This window comes from Hydrogenovibrio halophilus DSM 15072, from assembly GCF_000384235.1.
In the GTDB taxonomy this organism is placed as follows: domain Bacteria; phylum Pseudomonadota; class Gammaproteobacteria; order Thiomicrospirales; family Thiomicrospiraceae; genus Hydrogenovibrio; species Hydrogenovibrio halophilus.
Window position 1 is genome coordinate 2,098,677 of sequence record NZ_KB913033.1, and the last position, 17,394, is coordinate 2,116,070.

The 17,394-nt window shown below is 52.4% G+C and carries 13 protein-coding genes and 2 tRNA genes; 11 read left to right on the plus strand and 4 right to left on the minus strand.

What is annotated here, in order from left to right:
* Positions 1-45: 45 nt before the first annotated feature.
* Together A377_RS12435 and A377_RS0110095 are read left to right on the plus strand one after the other, a co-directional pair.
* The gene (locus A377_RS12435; RefSeq protein WP_245546816.1) at positions 46-951 is read left to right on the plus strand and encodes a Tim44 domain-containing protein; all 906 of its coding nucleotides are present in this window, start codon (positions 46-48) and stop codon (positions 949-951) included.
* A 305-nt stretch (positions 952-1,256) separates the two neighbouring features.
* Entirely contained in the window at positions 1,257-2,105 is an 849-nt protein-coding gene (locus tag A377_RS0110095; protein WP_019896247.1) for a sulfurtransferase, read from the plus strand.
* Between the two features lie 67 nt (positions 2,106-2,172).
* On the opposite strand, the gene A377_RS0110100 is transcribed toward A377_RS0110095, so the two are convergent.
* The gene (locus A377_RS0110100) at positions 2,173-2,415 is read right to left on the minus strand and encodes a (2Fe-2S)-binding protein (RefSeq protein WP_019896249.1); all 243 of its coding nucleotides are present in this window, start codon (positions 2,413-2,415) and stop codon (positions 2,173-2,175) included.
* 104 nt (positions 2,416-2,519) lie between these two features.
* Here A377_RS0110100 and acnB point away from each other — a divergent pair, with 104 nt between their 5' ends.
* Positions 2,520-5,102 carry a bifunctional aconitate hydratase 2/2-methylisocitrate dehydratase gene (acnB, locus tag A377_RS0110105; RefSeq protein WP_019896250.1) on the plus strand — a complete coding sequence of 861 codons (2,583 nt, stop codon included), beginning with the start codon at positions 2,520-2,522 and terminating at the stop codon, positions 5,100-5,102.
* Positions 5,103-5,353: 251 nt separating this feature from the next.
* On the opposite strand, the gene A377_RS12855 is transcribed toward acnB, so the two are convergent.
* The 3 genes from A377_RS12855 to A377_RS0110125 all read right to left on the minus strand — a co-directional run bounded on the left by A377_RS12855 (position 5,354) and on the right by A377_RS0110125 (position 8,899).
* Positions 5,354-6,985 carry a sensor domain-containing diguanylate cyclase gene (locus A377_RS12855; RefSeq protein ID WP_083919148.1) on the minus strand — a complete coding sequence of 544 codons (1,632 nt, stop codon included), beginning with the start codon at positions 6,983-6,985 and terminating at the stop codon, positions 5,354-5,356.
* Positions 6,986-6,988: 3 nt separating this feature from the next.
* On the minus strand, positions 6,989-7,855 hold the full coding sequence (locus A377_RS0110120; RefSeq protein WP_019896253.1) for an HDOD domain-containing protein: 867 nt from the start codon (positions 7,853-7,855) through the stop codon (positions 6,989-6,991).
* A gap of 84 nt (positions 7,856-7,939) precedes the next feature.
* The gene (locus tag A377_RS0110125; RefSeq protein WP_019896254.1) at positions 7,940-8,899 is read right to left on the minus strand and encodes a S49 family peptidase; all 960 of its coding nucleotides are present in this window, start codon (positions 8,897-8,899) and stop codon (positions 7,940-7,942) included.
* Positions 8,900-8,971: 72 nt separating this feature from the next.
* Here A377_RS0110125 and uvrC point away from each other — a divergent pair, with 72 nt between their 5' ends.
* From uvrC to A377_RS0110170, 8 genes are all read left to right on the plus strand, one after another.
* Positions 8,972-10,858: an excinuclease ABC subunit UvrC gene (uvrC, locus tag A377_RS0110130; protein WP_019896255.1), complete on the plus strand. Its 1,887-nt coding sequence runs from the start codon at positions 8,972-8,974 to the stop codon at positions 10,856-10,858.
* Positions 10,859-10,966: 108 nt separating this feature from the next.
* Positions 10,967-11,545, plus strand: a complete 579-nt coding sequence (gene pgsA, locus A377_RS0110135) for a CDP-diacylglycerol--glycerol-3-phosphate 3-phosphatidyltransferase (RefSeq protein WP_033422864.1) — start codon at positions 10,967-10,969, stop codon at positions 11,543-11,545.
* 138 nt (positions 11,546-11,683) lie between these two features.
* Positions 11,684-11,758: transfer RNA gene (locus A377_RS0110140), tRNA-Gly, on the plus strand.
* Positions 11,759-11,764: 6 nt separating this feature from the next.
* A tRNA-Cys gene (locus A377_RS0110145) sits at positions 11,765-11,838 on the plus strand.
* Between the two features lie 138 nt (positions 11,839-11,976).
* Positions 11,977-13,089 (plus strand): tyrosine-type recombinase/integrase, encoded by a 1,113-nt coding sequence (locus tag A377_RS0110150; RefSeq protein WP_019896257.1) that lies wholly within the window; start codon positions 11,977-11,979, stop codon positions 13,087-13,089.
* Positions 13,090-13,422: 333 nt separating this feature from the next.
* Positions 13,423-13,626: a hypothetical protein gene (locus A377_RS0110155; RefSeq protein ID WP_019896258.1), complete on the plus strand. Its 204-nt coding sequence runs from the start codon at positions 13,423-13,425 to the stop codon at positions 13,624-13,626.
* Between the two features lie 178 nt (positions 13,627-13,804).
* Positions 13,805-16,225, plus strand: a complete 2,421-nt coding sequence (locus tag A377_RS0110160; RefSeq protein ID WP_019896259.1) for a hypothetical protein — start codon at positions 13,805-13,807, stop codon at positions 16,223-16,225.
* Positions 16,206-17,383 (plus strand): IS3 family transposase gene (locus tag A377_RS0110170; protein ID WP_096777466.1). Its coding sequence is split into 2 segments (ribosomal slippage): positions 16,206-16,503 and positions 16,503-17,383, totalling 1,179 coding nucleotides; the frame shifts between segments, so codons are not numbered across the junction. Before A377_RS0110160 ends, A377_RS0110170 begins: the two co-directional genes overlap by 20 nt.
* Positions 17,384-17,394: the final 11 nt, after the last annotated feature.

Genomic DNA, 17,394 nt, shown 5'->3' on the forward strand with positions numbered 1-17,394 from the left:
GGTAAAGTTCATCGGTTCAAAAAACAGGAAATGGAGCGTGTGACAGTGAAGCGATTACTAACGGTTTTGACCGGTGTTGTGTTTATGTTGGGTCTGGTTGCCCCTCAGGCAGCCGAAGCCAAGCGTTTTGGCGGTGGCGGCAGTTTTGGCAAAAAATATTCTGCGCCGACTCAGCAACGCCAGCAACCTTCCAAACAGCAACAACAGGCTCAGCGCCAGCAGACGATCGCCAATTCCGGTACCTCGCGCTTTCTGGGGCCTTTGGCGGGGCTGGCTGCGGGTGGGCTGTTGGCCTGGATGTTTTTTGGCGATGGGTTTGATGGCCTGCAGATCATGGACCTGTTGCTGTTTGCACTGATCGCATTCGGACTGTTTGCATTGTTTAAACGCTTTGCGGCGTCTCAGATGACGGCCAGACAGGGCGGGCAAGGACAGGACGCACAGGCCGGCCCGTTCGACCTTAATCAGCAACGCACGAATCCCTCCGCGGATTTGGAAACGGCCAGTCCGGGCGGAGAGGGTTCGATCATCGGCTCCGGTCTGGGTTTGAATGCGTTGCATCGGGCGACCGCGCCCGAATGGTTCCGCGCCGACAGTTTTGAACAAAGTGCCAGAGCGCATTTTGTGGCGGTGCAAAAAGCCTGGGATGATGGCGATGCCAGCGAAATCGAAAGCTATTGCACCCCCGAGCTTTATCAGGCGTTGCAGGACTTGATGCGCGAAGTGGTGCCCGGCGAAAACCATACCGAAGTGGACACCCTTTACACGGAAATCGTCGATCAGATATTTGATGAGGATTATTTTGTGGTCAGTGTGCGTTTTCATGGTTTCATCAAAGAAGACAAAGCCGGTTCGGCGCATGCGTTTGATGAAATCTGGCACATTCGCCGTTTGAGCAAAGGCGAAGGCAACTGGCAGATTGCCGGGATTCAGCAAACCCACGAAGTCTGAATCCTCGGCCTGGTAACAACGGTTTCGGCGGTAAGGCCGGTTATCTGAACGCCTGGCACAATTGGGGCCAGTTCGATGGCCTGTTTCCTGTTTCTTGCACACAGGTCCGTGTCTGACATTGTCATGATTTGTTGCGGTTTGGCCGCCTTTGTCGGGTCGCTTTCTTCAGTGTTCACTTTCATAGTATTCTCCAAGTGCTTCAATCTGTTGTGGCTCCGGTTGTTTGGCCTGTTTGCTGCAAAGGCAATGGCGTGAAACAGACATTGCCTGTCGCCAGTATGGCGACCCACTCAGGAGAAACCGTTATGACCAGTCCTTTAATCAATGCAGAACGACTCAATGACATGATTTTGAGCAAGTTGCCCGTCGTCGTCATTGATACCCGCTCGCCGGAAGACTACTCAAAGGGACACATTCCCGGAGCGGTGAACATCCATTCGATTTTCACATTTCTGGCGACCTCAACGCCGGAAGGGATCAGTGAACTCAAGGAAAATTTCGCCAAAACCTTTGGCGATGCCGGGATTTCGGGCGAAGAAACGGTGGTTCTGTACGAAGATTCGATGGATACCGGGTTTGGCCAATCCTGTCGGGGCTATTTTTTGCTCAAATACCTGGGGTACGAATCGGTCTACATCCTTCATGGTGGTTACCAGGCCTGGGTTTCCGGTGTTTATCCCGTCAGCCTGGAAACACCAGAGCCTGAACAGAAAACCTTTCCGATCAAAGACACTGGTGAGGCTTACATGATTGATAAAGAGGCGGTGCTCAATGCGCTTGACAGCGACATCAAGCTGCTGGATGTCCGGGACGTGGACGAGTGGATAGCAGAAAGTTCGTCGCCCTATGGTAAGGATTTCTGCCCGAGAAAGGGACGTTTGCCTGGCTCTGTGTGGATTGAATGGTATCGGATGATGAAACCCGGTGAAACGGCGTTATTCAAATCCCCGGATGAAATACTGGCCGAATGCCAGAGTGTTGGCATCGATCAGGATTCCGAGGTTTATCTGTATTGTTTCAAAGGCGCTCGCGCCTCCAATACCTATGTGGCGCTGAAATCGGCCGGGATTGACAATGTTAAGCTCTATTTCGGTTCCTGGAACGAATGGTCCAGAAATGAGGCGTTGCCAATCGAAACCGGCCGACCCTTCTGATTGACCGTGGTGGAGTGAGCGTGGATAAAACGCTCGCCGGTCACGCCTGATTATTCCGTTATCAGGGTCAGGCGTGACCGTCCTTTTGATGAACACACTCGATCAGCCGCAACACTTGGCGTCTGCAGCAGCCATTGCCATCGCTGGCACAGGTGGTTTGCTGCACTTTCTCTCGCGTGTCCGCGCCCTCGGCGATGGCACGAATCACCTCGATTTTCGGCACTTCGTTGCACATGCACAGGTTTTCCTGCAAGTCTTTCTTCAGAATGTCCGGCAATCTGGCCAGTGCCTGTTCGGTCGCGTCGGTCATGAATTCCTGTTGCCCATCTTTGCTACGCCTTAAGACTGGGGCATCGGTGTGGTAAAATATAGCTATTCTAGTTTAATAACAATTCAAACCAAAAGGAATCCTGCATGTTAAAAGCTTATCGTGAGCATGTTGCCGAGCGCGAGGCGCAAAACATTCCCCCTTTGCCGATGGATGCCCAGCAGACGGCGGAACTGGTGGAGTACATCAAAAACCCAAGCCAGTTGTCGGATGCCGAAAAAGACATGGTCATGGATTTGTTTGTCAATCGCGTTCCGCCGGGCGTGGACGATGCCTCTTATGTGAAAGCCGGTTTTCTGGCCGATGTGGCCGCTGAAAAAGTCAGCGTGGACGCAATCACGCCAGTCAAAGCGGTGTTTTACCTGGGCACCATGCTGGGTGGCTACAATGTGCAGCCACTGGTCGATTTGCTGGAAAGCCCCAATGACGCGGTCGCAGCAGAAGCAGTGAAAGCGCTGTCGCAGACCCTGTTGGTGTATGACGCTTACAACGACGTGCTGGAAAAATCCAAAACCAATGCCAACGCCAAAAAGGTGCTGGAATCCTGGGCCGAGGCCGAATGGTTCAAAGCCAAGCCCAAAATGCCGGAACAGATCACGGTCACCGTGTTCAAGGTGGATGGCGAAACCAATACCGACGATCTGTCGCCCGCGACAGCGGCCTGGTCGCGTCCGGACATTCCGTTGCACGCCAAGGAAATGCTGAAGACGCGCCTGGATGATCTGGACGCCACCATTGCCGAGCTGGAAGCCAAAGGTCATCCGGTCGCGTACGTGGGCGATGTGGTCGGCACCGGCTCCTCGCGCAAATCGGCGATGAACTCGGTGATGTGGTTTTTCGGTGACGACATTCCTTACGTGCCCAACAAGCGCAAAGGCGGTGTGGTGCTGGGCGGCAAGATTGCGCCGATTTTCTTTAACACCGCCGAAGATTCCGGTTCCATGCCGATCGAGTGCGATGTGGAAAAGCTGGAAATGGGCGATGTGATCACGATTTACCCTTATGATGGCAAAATCGTCAATGAGCAGGGCGAAACCGTTTCCACATTCGAATTGGCACCGGACACCATGCCCGACGAAGTCCGTGCCGGTGGCCGTGTGCCACTGATCATCGGTCGGGGCTTGACCGACAAATCGCGTGAAGCCCTGGGTCTGGAGCCCTCAGACGTGTTCATTCGCCCGCAGGACAAATCCCAGGCCGATCACGGCTATACCCTGGCGCAGAAAATGGTGGGCAAGGCCTGTGGCGTGGCCGGTGTGCGCCCCGGCATGTATTGCGAGCCACGCATGACCACCGTGGGCTCGCAGGACACCACCGGCGCGATGACGCGTGATGAAATGAAAGAATTGGCCTGTCTGGGCTTTAACGCCGATCTGGTGATGCAGTCGTTCTGTCATACCGCCGCTTATCCCAAACCGGTGGACGTTAAACTTCAGCACACGCTGCCGGAGTTTTTTACCAGTCGCGGTGGCGTGTCCCTGCGTCCGGGTGACGGGGTGATTCACTCCTGGCTTAACCGTTTGCTGCTGCCTGATACCGTGGGCACGGGCGGCGATTCGCACACACGTTTCCCGATTGGCATTTCCTTCCCGGCCGGCTCCGGTCTGGTGGCGTTTGGCGCAACCCTAGGCGTGATGCCGTTGAATATGCCCGAATCGGTACTGGTGCGTTTCAAAGGCGAAATGCAGCCGGGCGTTACCTTGCGTGATCTGGTGAATGCGATTCCGTATCAGGCGATTCAGGATGGGTTGCTGACCGTTGAGAAGAAAGGCAAGCAAAACGTGTTTAACGGCCGCGTACTGGAAATCGAAGGTCTGGAACACCTGAAAGTGGAGCAGGCCTTTGAATTGTCGGACGCCTCGGCCGAGCGCTCGGCCAACGGCTGTGTGGTCAAACTGGGTCAGGAACCGATCATCGAGTATCTGAAATCCAATATGGCTCTGATCGACTGGATGGTCGAAAATGGTTATCAGGACGCGCGCACGCTGTTGCGTCGTCGCGATGCCATGCAGGCCTGGATCGACAACCCGGAACTGATGGAAGCCGATGCCGATGCCAACTACAAAGAAGTGATTGAGATTGACCTGAACACCATCAAAGAGCCGATTGTGGCCTGCCCCAATGACCCGGACGATGTGAAGTTGATGTCCGAAGTCGAAGGCACCCAGATCGATGAAGTGTTCATCGGTTCCTGTATGACCAATATCGGTCATTACCGTGCCGCCGGCAAGGTACTGGAGCAGATGGGCACGGTGCCAACGCGCCTGTGGGTGGCACCGCCGACCAAAATGGACGAGCGCCAGCTGATCGAAGAAGGCTATTACAGCATCTTTGGCAAGGTGGGCGCGCGCACCGAAATGCCGGGCTGCTCATTGTGCATGGGCAACCAGGCACGTGTGGCTGACGGGGCGACGGTGTTCTCCACCTCGACCCGTAATTTCCCCAACCGTTTGGGCAATGGCGCCAATGTGTACCTGGGCTCGGCCGAACTGGCCGCGGTCTGTTCGGTGCTGGGACGCATTCCGACCCAGGCCGAGTACATGGATGCGGTGTCGATGCTCAACACCATGTCGAGCGAGGTCTACCGTTACCTGCAGTTTGATCAGATGGCGGACTACAAAGTGGAATCGCCCAAGCAGCTCTCGGATATCGGGGTGGCTGTGGCCTAAACGGCCACGTTGACTCTGCAGCTCTGCTGCACAGACAAAAAACCGGCACTCGGAATCACCGAATGCCGGTTTTTTTGTGTCCGCATTTCAGTAGGATCGGGTCAAACCCTTTTCTTACCAGGCCTGGTGAAAAAGGCTAAGCGCTCACGAGGATCGGGCTTGGCCTGATCGTTTTGCAAGTGCTTGAAAGATTCCTGCTTTCGCAGGAATGACAAGGTTGGGGTCAGGACCTGACCCGAATGCGGTGATTTTCAGTCTTCCTTGCTGACCACCACGCAATTGCGTCCGCGGTTTTTGGCCTGATAGAGCAGGGCGTCGGCTTTTTGCATGAAGGTTTCGATGGTGTCGTCTTCCTGCAGGCCGTGAACGCCGAAACTGGCGGTCACGTCAAACGGAAAACTCCGGTCGGCGGCCAGAGTCTGGCGCAGGCGCTCGGCGACCTTGTAGGCATCGATCCGTCGGGTGTCGGGCAGCAGAATCGCAAATTCTTCACCGCCCCAGCGGGCAATGATGTCTTTGCGGGTCAGGCCTTCGGTGATCAGATCACTGGTGTGTTTTAGCACCTGATCACCGAGCAGATGGCCATGTTCGTCATTGATTTGCTTGAAGTGGTCCAGATCAAAAAAGATCACGCTCAACGGGCTTCTTTCCACTCTGGCCTGAGCAATGCTGTCGTACAAAAGCCGTTTGAACCCGGTGCGGTTGTATACGCCGGTCAGGCTGTCGGTGCGCGCCTGCCAGGCCAACTGCTTCTGACGACGCACCAGTTTGCGCAGGTAAAAATACCCCAGCCAGCTCAATAGCAGCAACAGCACCTGATTGGTCAGCAGGTGCTTCCAGAAATCCTGGCGCATTTGTGCCAGCTCCTGGTTGCGCTGATGGTTGACAATGTAGCCGACAAACTGACCGGCAATGTCGTACAGAGGCAGGTAGTGGATCAGGTAATCCTCCTGGTCCAGAGAAACCACCATATGATGGAGACGCGGCTGGCTCAGATCCGGTCCCTGCTTTTGGGCAAACTGCGCACTGACTTTGGCGTGCAGCCGGGTCATGATCTCGTCGCTCAAGCGTTTGGGCGCTTCCTGATGAAAATTGTTGGGGATGACGGACTGACCACTTCCCGTTTGCGTAAAATGCAGGCGCTTGTCGACCAGAAACTGGTCGGAAACCTCGGATGGCTGGTAGTTGTCGCGTTCATCCGGTCTGACTTTTTTCTCAATGTGGCTTTTTTTCAGCAGGAGATTGAAATACTCGGCATGATTGTGGCTGATGCTGTTGAACAGGGCGTCCATCGCAAACGAGATTTCCACCGTGCCCACAAAATCGGACTGATACATGATGGGAAAAACGTGACGCAAGCCGTTGAAAATACGACCTTCTTCAAACCCACTGATCGGGCGAAGGGTGTCGTTGACGTAGTTGATGCTGTGACGAAAAGGCGACAGGTCATCGCCGTGCATGCTCGGTCGATGAAAACGCAAAAAACTGATGCTGCCGGGCAGGTGGAAATGCAGCTGGCGCAAATAATCGGCCGAAAGCAATTTGTAGGTGGGCAACAGACGCTGATAGAGGTTTTGTCGAAGCGGCGTTTTTTCGGCCTCGGTGCCGTGATGGGCTTGAGCCATCAGTCGAAACACCGAATCCTTGAGCAGGCTGGATTTGTAAATGGTCAGGGCATGCAGGCTCAGTGCGCGCAGACTCGAGTCCAGGCTGGACTGTTCCTGGCTGGCGGAATAATGCAGGAAATTGCGTTTTTGCGATTGGTAGCTGTCAAGATTCAGCCAGAAACTGAGCAGACTCAACACCACCAGCAGCACCAGCGTCAGCAGCAGAGCGGTGCGGTGAGTGGTGGCTTGCGTTGTCTGGACACGTGACATAGGCATGGCTCAGAGCAATCCGGTGTCTTTGGCTTCCTGAAGGGCCTGGTGAGTGGCATCGACAAAGGTTTCTTCGCTGATGCCCTGTCGTTTCAAAAAGCCTTTGGTGGTGTCAGTCAGTAGGTCGGGCGCGTCTTCGACCAGTCCATTGCCGTACCCTAGATAAAAGGCCCCGGCCTGAGCCAGAGCGGTCAGACGCGCTGCGGCCTGGAACTCGCGCGGAACCAGTGCTGGGTTCTGGTGGCCGAGAATGCCCATGACCACCCGTTTCGGTTGTTGCCAGCGATTGACCATGCGCGCGCCGACATGGGCGTGAGTGGTGGCAAACAATTTCTTTTCGGCGGATTCGTGTCGTCCGGCTTTGCCTTGCGTGGTCTCGCGCAGTTCGGCCACGGTTTCGGGCGCATAAAGCGCCAGCAGATAAACCCCGAGGTCGTGAAGCAGTCCCATGGAAAATCCCTGATCCGCATCGATTTTGCACAGAGGTGCCAGTCGTTTGCCGATGAATCCGGCGACCATCGAATGGCTCAGATACGCCGCCTGATCCAGTTCGGTCGTCTGGCGAAACATGGTGTAGAAATTCCAGGTCACGATCAGCATGCGAACGTCATTGTTGCCCATCAGGGATATGGCTTCGCCCAGATCGGTTACCTGTTTGCTGCCGGGGTTGAAACGGGCGCTGTTGGCCGACTTGAGCAATCCGGTGGAAATGCGCGGGTCGGCGTGCAACAGGGTGACCACGTTTTTCAGATGCGACCCTTTAGGACTGGCCATCAGCGCGTCGTATTCTCCCAGCAGACCGGAGAAAGTGGGCAGGTTTTTCAGACTGTCCAGTCGGTCGATGACCTCGGTACTGGTAATGCGGTGTTGGCTCATGAATGTGACCGGAACGTTTGGGCCAGACGATCATAGGAATCACCAGGCCTGGTAAAAAAGACGTTCCCCGAACGGATCAGGGGCTTATTTCAGGGTGCTGAAGTATTGGGTCAGCTGGGCGGCGGTTTCGGCTCCGATGTTGCCCATCAGCCGTTCCATCAGGGATTTTTCGGTTTCGTAGATTCGGGTATTGGGTTCCTCCACCACCGAACGCGCCACATGGCCGACATCGCCCAGTGCGTCGATCAGTCCGTTTTCGGTGGCTTCGTCGCCCAGCCACACCAGGCCGGTAAAGGTGTTTTCGGTTTCTTTCAGGCGGTCGCCACGGCCTTCGCGTACTGTTTTAATGAACTGCTGGTGGGTGCGTTCCAGCACATGTTCCTTGAAAAAGGCGCGTCCGGCCTCGTCTTTGGGGCTGAAGGGGTCGATAAAGGCTTTGTGGTCACCGGCGTGCATGGAGCGGTTTTCGATGCCCAGTTTTTCCATCATCTCGGTCAGGCCGAACGAATCCATACGCACCCCGATGGAGCCGACGATGGAGCCTTTGTTGGCGTAGATGCGATCGGCCGCCACGGCAATGTAATAGCAACCGGAGGCACAGATGTCTTCGATCACCACATACACGGGTTTGTTGTGTTTCTGTTTCAGGCGCGTGATTTCGTCATTGATCAGAGCCGACTGCACTGGACTGCCGCCGGGCGAATTGGCTCGGATCACCACCGCTTTGGATTGCTCGGAACGGAAGGCCTCACGCAATAGGGGGTTGAAAAATTCCGCGCTGTTGAGGCTGTCGGGCATAATCGCGCCGTTGAGGTTGACAATCGCCGTGTGCGTTTTGCTCATGGCAATGTCTTCCGAGGGCGCAAACTGTTTGCCAAGCATCACCAAAGTGAACACAATGTAGGCGATCACGGCCAGTTTCAACAGGTTGGTCCAGCGTCGTGACCAGCGTTCCTGTTTGATGAACGTCTCCGCTGCCGAAGCCAGACGAGTCATGCCATCCGGCTGTTCATTCTTCGCTGGTTTGTCCTGCGCATCCCACATGCCAAATCCTTTATAATACAATCGATTTATTTGATCTATTATAAGCCAATTCGAACCAATATTGCGTGCCCGATGCCTAAAACTGAAACACCCGAGCAAAAAAAATTCGACATCGATGCCTATCTGAAGCACCTGACCGAGCGCCCCGGTGTTTACCGGATGCTGGATGCCGACGATGACATCCTTTATGTTGGCAAGGCCAAAAATCTCAAGCGCCGGGTTTCGAGCTATTTCAAGAAACAGCACGATGAAATCAAAACCCGCGCCATGGTCGCCCAGATTGCCCGGGTGGAAGTGACGGTGACCGACACCGAGTCCGAAGCGCTGATTCTTGAAAACACCTTGATCAAACGCTACAAACCCCGCTACAACATTCTGTTTCGGGACGACAAATCCTATCCCTATGTGTTTGTGTCCACGACCAAAACCTATCCGTCACTGAGCTATCACCGCGGAGCCAAACGTCGGCGCGGACGCTATTTCGGGCCTTTTCCCAATGCTTCGGCGGTGCATCAGACCCTGCATGCGCTGCAGAAAATCTTTCCGGTGCGCCAATGCGCGGAAAGCGTGTTTCAGAACCGCTCGCGGCCGTGCCTTCAATACCAGATCAAACGCTGTTCCGGGCCTTGCATCGAAGGTCTGGTGACCAAGGAACAATACGACGAAGACGTGGCGCACACCATGGCGTTTCTGGAAGGCAAAAGCTTTGAGGTGATCGAATCGCTGGGCCGGAAAATGGAAGCGGCGGCCGAAGCGCTGGAATTTGAAAAGGCCGGGGACTATCGGGACAAGATTCAGGCCTTGCGCGCAATTCAAAGCCAGCATCTGATCAATCAGCCCGGAGCCAAAGACACGGATGTGGTGGCGTTGGCGCTGCAGGGCAACCTGGTGTGTGTGACCGTGATGATGTACCGCGGCGGCAGCCTTTGGGGCAGTGAGCACCATTTTCCCAAGGCCTATCGCCCCAAAGCGAACGACGATGCCAGCGAAAAATCGTCTGTGGACACACTGGCCGAAGAAGTGCTCTCGGCATTTTTGCTGCAGCATTATCTGACCTTTCCAGCACCGAAAAAAATCCTGTTGTCGTGTGCGGTGGATGAAAAAGACGGGCTGGAAGCGCTGTTGGCCGAAAAAACCAAACACAAGGTGCAACTGAAAAAGCCGGTGTCACAAAACGACAAAGGGCTGATGCAACTGGCACAGACCAATGCCGACAGCGGTCTGAAACAGCGTCTGACCCAGCGAGCCTCGCAGCAGGAACGCCTGAGCGCGCTGCAGGAGGTGCTGGGGCTGGCAGGGCCTCCCAATCACATGGAGTGTTTTGACATCAGTCACACTCAGGGGCAGCAAACGGTGGCCAGTTGCGTGGTGTTCAAAGAGGGCGTGCCCGAACCCAGCGCCTATCGCAAATTCAACATCGAAGGCATTCAGGGCGGCGACGATTACGCGGCCATGCATCAGGCGCTGACCCGGCGCTACAAACGGGTGCTTTCAGAAAACCAGCCTTTGCCCAACCTGATTGTGATCGATGGCGGAAAAGGCCAGCTCAATCAGGCGATTGACGTGTTTAAAACCATGGATATGGACACAAAAAGATTGGTGTCGGTGGCCAAAGGCGAAGGCCGCAAAGCGGGGCTGGAAATTCTGTATACGCCGCTCAACAGCGAAGGCATTGATCTGGAATCCGATGACATGGCGTTGCATTTGATCAATTACATTCGTGACGAAGCGCACCGGTTTGCGATCACCAGTCATCGTCGCCGACGCCAGAAAGCGCAAACCCAATCCCAGTTGCAGGATATCCCCGGTGTGGGCGCCAAAAGCCGCCAGAAACTGCTGACCCACTTTGGCGGGCTGCAAGAGGTGAAAAACGCGGCCATGTCCGAATTGCAGAAGGTGCCGGGCATCAGCGCCAAAATGGCGCAAAGCATTTACGATTTTTTTCACGGCGAAATCTGACCGTGTGCCGCGCCAGCCTATTCGCTCTGCGAACGCTGTCTTGTCGCAATGGCTGTGATAAACTAGTGCCATTCATTTCAGACAAACTCTAATTCAAAGAAATCGTTCATGTTCCGTTTACAAGCTTTGCCCATGTGGATGACCTGGTCTCGTGTGATTCTGATTCCGGTCTTTATTGTTTTGTATTATTCGCCTCTGGAAGACGCGCGTCTTTGGGCCGGTTGGCTGTTTTTGATCGCGGCGATCACCGACTGGTTTGATGGGTACTTTGCCCGCAAATTCGGCAGTACCTCACCATTGGGGGCGTTTTTGGACCCGGTGGCCGACAAACTGATTGTGGCCGCTGCGCTGGTGATCGTGGCGGTGGAGTACCAAAACCTGTGGGTGACGCTGTCGGCGATTGTGATTCTGATGCGTGAAGTCAGCATTTCCGCCCTGCGTGAATGGATGGCGGAAAACAATGCCCGCGACGTGGTGGCTGTGTCCGGTCTGGGCAAAATCAAAACCGCTTCGCAAATGGCCGCGGTCACCTGGCTGATTTACGGCGGCACGCTGTGGGGGATCAACTGGGGCGCGCTCGGCTTTCCGATGCTGTATATCGCCGCCATCCTGACTTTGTATACCTGGGTGCAATACACCCTCGCCGCGCTGCCGGTGATTTTGGAAACCGATCGCAAGGGCAAATGACGGCTCAATGCCAAAATTGACCAGGCCTGGTGAAAAAGGCCCGATTCGGCCTGACATGACCTTTTTCAGGCAAATTTGAACGATATTTTTGCTTGTAATTTGTGTTTCATTCCCTATAATACTGCCTCATTACGACAAGCGGGAATAGCTCAGCGGTAGAGCACAACCTTGCCAAGGTTGGGGTCGCGAGTTCGAACCTCGTTTCCCGCTCCAAAATATGGCGGAATGGCAGAGTGGCTATGCAGCGGATTGCAAATCCGTGTACCTCGGTTCGACTCCGGGTTCCGCCTCCATATTTAAGTTGCTGATTTTTAAACGTTTTTTAGGTTGTTTGTAGTAGCACATAAACACTTATAAAAAACGCGGTTAAAGCAGAAAATGCACTAGAAATGCACTTAGCTTTTTTGCCGCCCTGAAAAAGGGATGAAATCATGCAAAAAAAATCAGGCACAATCACGCCCGTTAAAGTCAAAAACGGCACGCGCTTCAATGCCCAAAAGCAATATAAGGGCGTTCGCTACTCTCAACGATTCCAGACCCGTGAGGATGCACAGGAATGGCTGGACGATCTAGCCTATCTGGGTGCAACCGATTCCAACGGCAACCCAACACGCAAAGCAAAAGCCGCTCAACTCATTATTGATGAGATCGACCAACAGCGGGAACGCAACACCACCCCCACGCTCAAAGAGTGCATCAATCTGTTTTCTAGTCAGTCAGATCTCAAAAGCGCGTTTGAGTATGTTAAGCAATTAAACCGCTTCTTAGGGCTTCTTGATAAACCAGTAAACGAGATCGGGCGGCTGGATTTTGAGCTTGAACTTGATCGAATCCAAGAAGATCGGGGCATGACCGATTCCACCCGCAACCGCTATCAGGCAGCGTTTTCAAGCCTGTTTAAGTGGCTGGCACGGCACAAAGACTTCAAGCAATACCAACTCATAAACCCGACCATTCACACCCCGCGCGGCAAAGAGGGTGCAGGGTGTATGCTGTTTTTATCCAAAGATGAACAGGTGCGCTTGCTGGAAGCGTGCAAGGCCAGCAAATGGGATGGGCTTTATTTGCTCGTTTATTTGCTTTTGCTGACAGGTTCACGCCGCAATGAGATTGCTCAACTACGTTGGGAAAACGTGGACTTGAGCGAGGGCATTCTCTACCTTGTTAAAACGAAAAATGGTAGCGACCACGCCGTTAAATTGCCAAAGCAGGCCACCGCCTTGCTTAAAGAGTGGAAAATCAGCCAGCCGCTTTCAAATTGGGTTTTTCAGCATAGACGCGACCCACGCCGTGCAATGGTGAACTTTAATGGGTATTGGGAAAAAGCAAAAAGCGCGGCTAACCTACCAGCAGAACTAAGAGTGCATGATTTAAGGCATACAACGGCAAGCACCATGCTTGCAGATGGTTACAGCCTTGAGCAGATAAAAGAGACGCTTAATCATAAAAGCGTGATGATGACAAACCGCTATGCTCATGCTTTGGGCATAAAAGAGACGGTAGCAAGCCGTGACACCGATTTTTTAAGCCAAGCTGGGGGTTAGCGGCCACAAAGCCAGACGATCCCACCAAGCCCCTTAAATGGGGCTTTTTTGTGTCTAACAGCCCTGAATTAGTTAAAAGCTATCAACATCCATAATCCAATAGAAATAAATCATCAAAAAAGGCTGAGTAACGTATTCATGGGCTTTGCGCGGCATAAGTAGTTTCACTATTGAAACAAAGGTTTCAGAGTTGCAACGGGTTTTAATTGTTTCCCCCAAGTTGTTGATAAACGTTCTTTTTTAGAATTGTTCAAAACGTTTTTTGCTTGCTATGATTTACTCGCTACTACAGGAAACGACCTAAAAAACATTTGATAACAGGGAGGGCATATCATGCCAACAATCGACAACCTTAAACCAATTAAAGACTTTGCGGAATCGTATGCAGACAAATTTGGCGTAAAGCCTAAAAGCTTAATTATTCAGATCGACCGCAACCAGAAAGAATTGATCGAAGCTGGAGCCGTGTACAAGACGCGCGGCAAAAGCCGAATGATTGATGCAGATGCGTTTCTTAGATGGTACTTGTGCCACTAATGGATGCTTAATCCCTTAGCCATGCGGTAGTGGCGGGATGAGCGCAATTGCAATGCGTTTTAAATTGCAAAACACACCCATTCAAAACGCTAAAAATCAAAGGAGTAAAAATGGGGAATACAAAAGAAAACCCGAACGAGCGTGGCGGCTTGATCGGGCTGAGACATAAGGATTTGTCATGGATAAGTATAACCGATATGACGACCAAAAACACGCTATTTTCAACAAGTTAGAGTTTTGCAGCGGCTTTGGGCAACATCACACCAATAAACCTAAAGCTGAATTTGGGAAGCCTTATAAGGCCATTGGCTGGGATGATATAAGAGAGCTGTTAGCAAACCCCAACAGCACGGACAAAAAGAAAGCCCAATGGGTGATCTTTTCAGACCAGACGGGGGAACATGGGCGCAACCTTGCGTTTTTGCGTGATAACGCCTTATACGGCGCGCTATGGGCCGACATTGACGAAACAGGCTTCACAATTGGCCAGATGGAAGCATTCATTGAAACATTGGGCGTTTATGGCTTTGTCTATACAACGACAGGCGCGACCAAACAGGCGCAAAAATTCCGCTTGATTTTTCCCCTAGCCGAGCAGTTAGGTGCGAATGACTTTGAACGCTTGCAAAAGATCCTAAATAGAAAGCTTATTAATTCAAGCATTACACCCGACAGAGCAACCGAGAGGGCTAATCAGGTTTGTTATTTGCCCAACCGTGGCGAATATTATGATTATCGCATCGTGGAAACTGATTCATTCACGGATGAGCCACTACCCTATGCCAGCGCGGCCATGTTCAAAGCGGATCTTGATGCAATGCTTGAAGCTGAGCAGGTCGAGAAAGAGCAACAGGCAGAGCAGAGAAAGCAAAGCCAGATCAAAGCGGCCCAGCGAATGGCAAGCGGCCAATCAAGCCCAGTTGATGCGTTTAATGCTGAATTTGGGATTGAGTTAATGCTCACCACGTACGGCTATGCAAAGGACGGGAAAAGATACCTTTCACCCAACAGCGGAAGCGGTAGCCCTGGGGTTGAGATCAAGAACGGCAAATGGCTTTCAAGCCACGAAAGTGACGCCGCGTTAGGCATTGGCAGAGAAACCAACGGTGGTTGCATGGGTGATGCGTTTGATCTTTATGTTCATTATGAGCATGGGGGTGACTATGACGCAGCCGTTAAAGCCGCTGGGGCCATGTTCACCACGCCAGACGGGCAAACGATCACCAAAGCCAATCAGCGGGCTTATATGGAAGCACAAAACCAGCAGGAAGCGGCCGCGATGTTTGAGAACGCCCCGCAATGGGCCAAAGAATTGAGCAAAAACGGCGGCCAATCGCAACCAGAAACGCAACCAAGCGGCCAGCCCACGGCCAATACTGGATCGGTGGGGGATAAGCTATCCCCTGAGCAAAAAGCGGCTGCAAGCTTGGTTGATGAAATTGAGCAAAGCCTTAAAAAGAAACTCAAACAGGACGGCCTTAGAGAAAAGCTGAATATAGATCCAAACGTGATCTTGAAAATGATTAGCGGTTCATTTTGGAGTGGTCAGAAATCAAAGCTTTTTTTGCTGGGTTATCATGGCGGCCTTGTGCAGTATTCAGAAAAAGACGGGTGGAAATTTCTAGCAAAGAACTTTGGGAAAGCACTTGATTCTGAAAAGCTAAACGAACTTGCGACCGTCAAAGCTGAGAGCATGGAAAAAGGCGCGCAAAAGGCATTTATTGGCCTTGTGAACTCAATCCCCAAAACGGCCATAATGGACTATATCAAGTTTCATAATCAGCGGGATTCTATCGAGATGCGTGTCGATATGTTCACGGGCAATAATGGCTACGTGAAAATCATGGACGAAAAAGCGCGCGTGGTTTATCCGCATATACCTTTTGAAAAGCCATTGCCGCAATATGACAACGCCGTGATTGAGGATTACAAACAGCATTTTAAGCGGCTGGATGAGTTTTTAGAGTTGGTCGTTATGGCCCGATTCGCACGCGATAGAAAGAAAGCTTATCTTTGGATGCTTGCGCACAGTGATTGGGGCAAAGGTTTTTTGTTGGGTGTGTTCAAGCAGATGGGCCTAGTTGTGGATCTGAGCATAAAGGAGATTGAATCCATATTTGAGGGCAAACCAGTAGGCCGTTCAATGCAGGACTTCAAACGCGCATTTATTTTGGCCGTGGATGAGTTTAAGGCGGTAAAGTCTGAGATCAAACAATTGCAAAGTGAAATCAGCCTTGCGCCAAAGAATCAACTTAGCCAATCGGTGGAGGTTTTTCTCAAACTGTTTTTATCGGCTGAGAGCGTTGCATCATTGGTGGGTGAATACGGGGTTGAAGATCAGTTTGCAAACCGCTTTTCAATTTTTGACGAAAAGGGCACGCTGGAAGATCGGCCAATGTTTCACCAAGTAGGCAAGGCCGCCTATTTTGACAACGTGCAAACATACGTGGCCAGCGTGTTAAACAATCGCATTGATGAGATGGTCAACAAGGGCAAACAGCAGGCCGAAAAAGAATGTAATGGTCTAATAAAGTTGGAAGTTGTGATAGCCTTCCCAAACTGTTATTCAGGAGACCACAATGTCAAAAACAGGATCTAAACGCAAAGGACGACTCAACATCAGTCCAAAACAAAAACTGGAATATGCCAAGCTCATGATCGAGGATGGTTATACCAACAAACAGATCATGGAATTGTCCGGTGCCTGTGCCTCGGCGGTGACTCGCTGGAAACGACAATACCGTCAGGAGCTTAACGGCGAGATCCCTGAAGGCAAAACCGCGCTGACCGAAGAGCATCGACGCATTCAGGAGTTGGAACAGCAACTGGCTGACGCCAAGCGGGACAATGCCCTGTTAAAAAAGGCCACCGCCTTTTTCATTCGCGACAATCCAGCATTACAGTGATTGGGCAGATGAAAAAGGCAGACCCAAAACTGACCACTCACCAGCTGTGCAGGCTGTTTGACGTGGCGATCTCGACCTACTATTACCAGATGCAAACGAAACCCGCCAACCGATCAGATCAAGAGGTCATCCAAGCGATGCACAGGCTTCATGAACAGACCCATGGCACCTATGGTCGCCGACGCATGAAAATCGCTCTGGCGCTGGACGGGATGCAGGTGGGGCACTTTAAAATCAGTCGGTTGATGAAAGAACAGGGACTGGTTGCCAAGGCACCTAAAAAGCCCCATTACTACCGCGGCGGCAATGCACACCCGACGACCGCCAACCTTTTAGACCGTCAATTTAATCCCGGCACCGTGAACACCCACTGGGTTGGTGACATCACCTACATTCGAACGCATCAAGGCTGGAGTTACCTGGCTACTGTGATGGATCTGGGCAGCAGAGAAGTTGTCGGTCACGCTCTGTCGACAACGCCAGATGCTCATCTGGCCAAACAGGCATTGACGGATGCCATTACCCGAATACAGCCTAATACCAGAAACCTGATGTTTCACTCAGATCAGGGCGTGCAATACAGCGCCACAATCTTTACCAATGCTTTGGCATGGCACGAAATTACCCCCAGCATGAGCCGACGGGGCAACTGTTGGGATAATGCCGTTCAGGAACGATTCTTTCGCAACCTGAAAACCGAGCGTTTAAACGATCTGAGTTTTATCAACCACCAATCTGTCGTGACGGCTGTTGAGCAATACATTCGATTTTACAACTATCGCAGATTAAATTCCGCCATAGGTTACTTGACGCCAAACATGAAGCGGCAGGAAATGGCCAATGCGGCTTAGAACGCTTCCAA

Bases quoted from the DNA above. Each gene is read 5' to 3' on its own strand.
- A377_RS0110160 (WP_019896259.1), top strand. From the start codon at position 13,805: ATGGATAAGTATAACCGATATGACGACCAAAAACACGCTATTTTCAAC.
- A377_RS12855 (WP_083919148.1), bottom strand. From the start codon at position 6,985: ATGCCTATGTCACGTGTCCAGACAACGCAAGCCACCACTCACCGCACC.
- A377_RS0110125 (WP_019896254.1), bottom strand. From the start codon at position 8,899: ATGTGGGATGCGCAGGACAAACCAGCGAAGAATGAACAGCCGGATGGC.
- uvrC (WP_019896255.1), top strand. From the start codon at position 8,972: ATGCCTAAAACTGAAACACCCGAGCAAAAAAAATTCGACATCGATGCC.
- A377_RS0110120 (WP_019896253.1), bottom strand. From the start codon at position 7,855: ATGAGCCAACACCGCATTACCAGTACCGAGGTCATCGACCGACTGGAC.
- acnB (WP_019896250.1), top strand. From the start codon at position 2,520: ATGTTAAAAGCTTATCGTGAGCATGTTGCCGAGCGCGAGGCGCAAAAC.
- A377_RS0110100 (WP_019896249.1), bottom strand. From the start codon at position 2,415: ATGACCGACGCGACCGAACAGGCACTGGCCAGATTGCCGGACATTCTG.
- A377_RS0110155 (WP_019896258.1), top strand. From the start codon at position 13,423: ATGCCAACAATCGACAACCTTAAACCAATTAAAGACTTTGCGGAATCG.
- A377_RS0110150 (WP_019896257.1), top strand. From the start codon at position 11,977: ATGCAAAAAAAATCAGGCACAATCACGCCCGTTAAAGTCAAAAACGGC.
- pgsA (WP_033422864.1), top strand. From the start codon at position 10,967: ATGTTCCGTTTACAAGCTTTGCCCATGTGGATGACCTGGTCTCGTGTG.
- A377_RS0110095 (WP_019896247.1), top strand. From the start codon at position 1,257: ATGACCAGTCCTTTAATCAATGCAGAACGACTCAATGACATGATTTTG.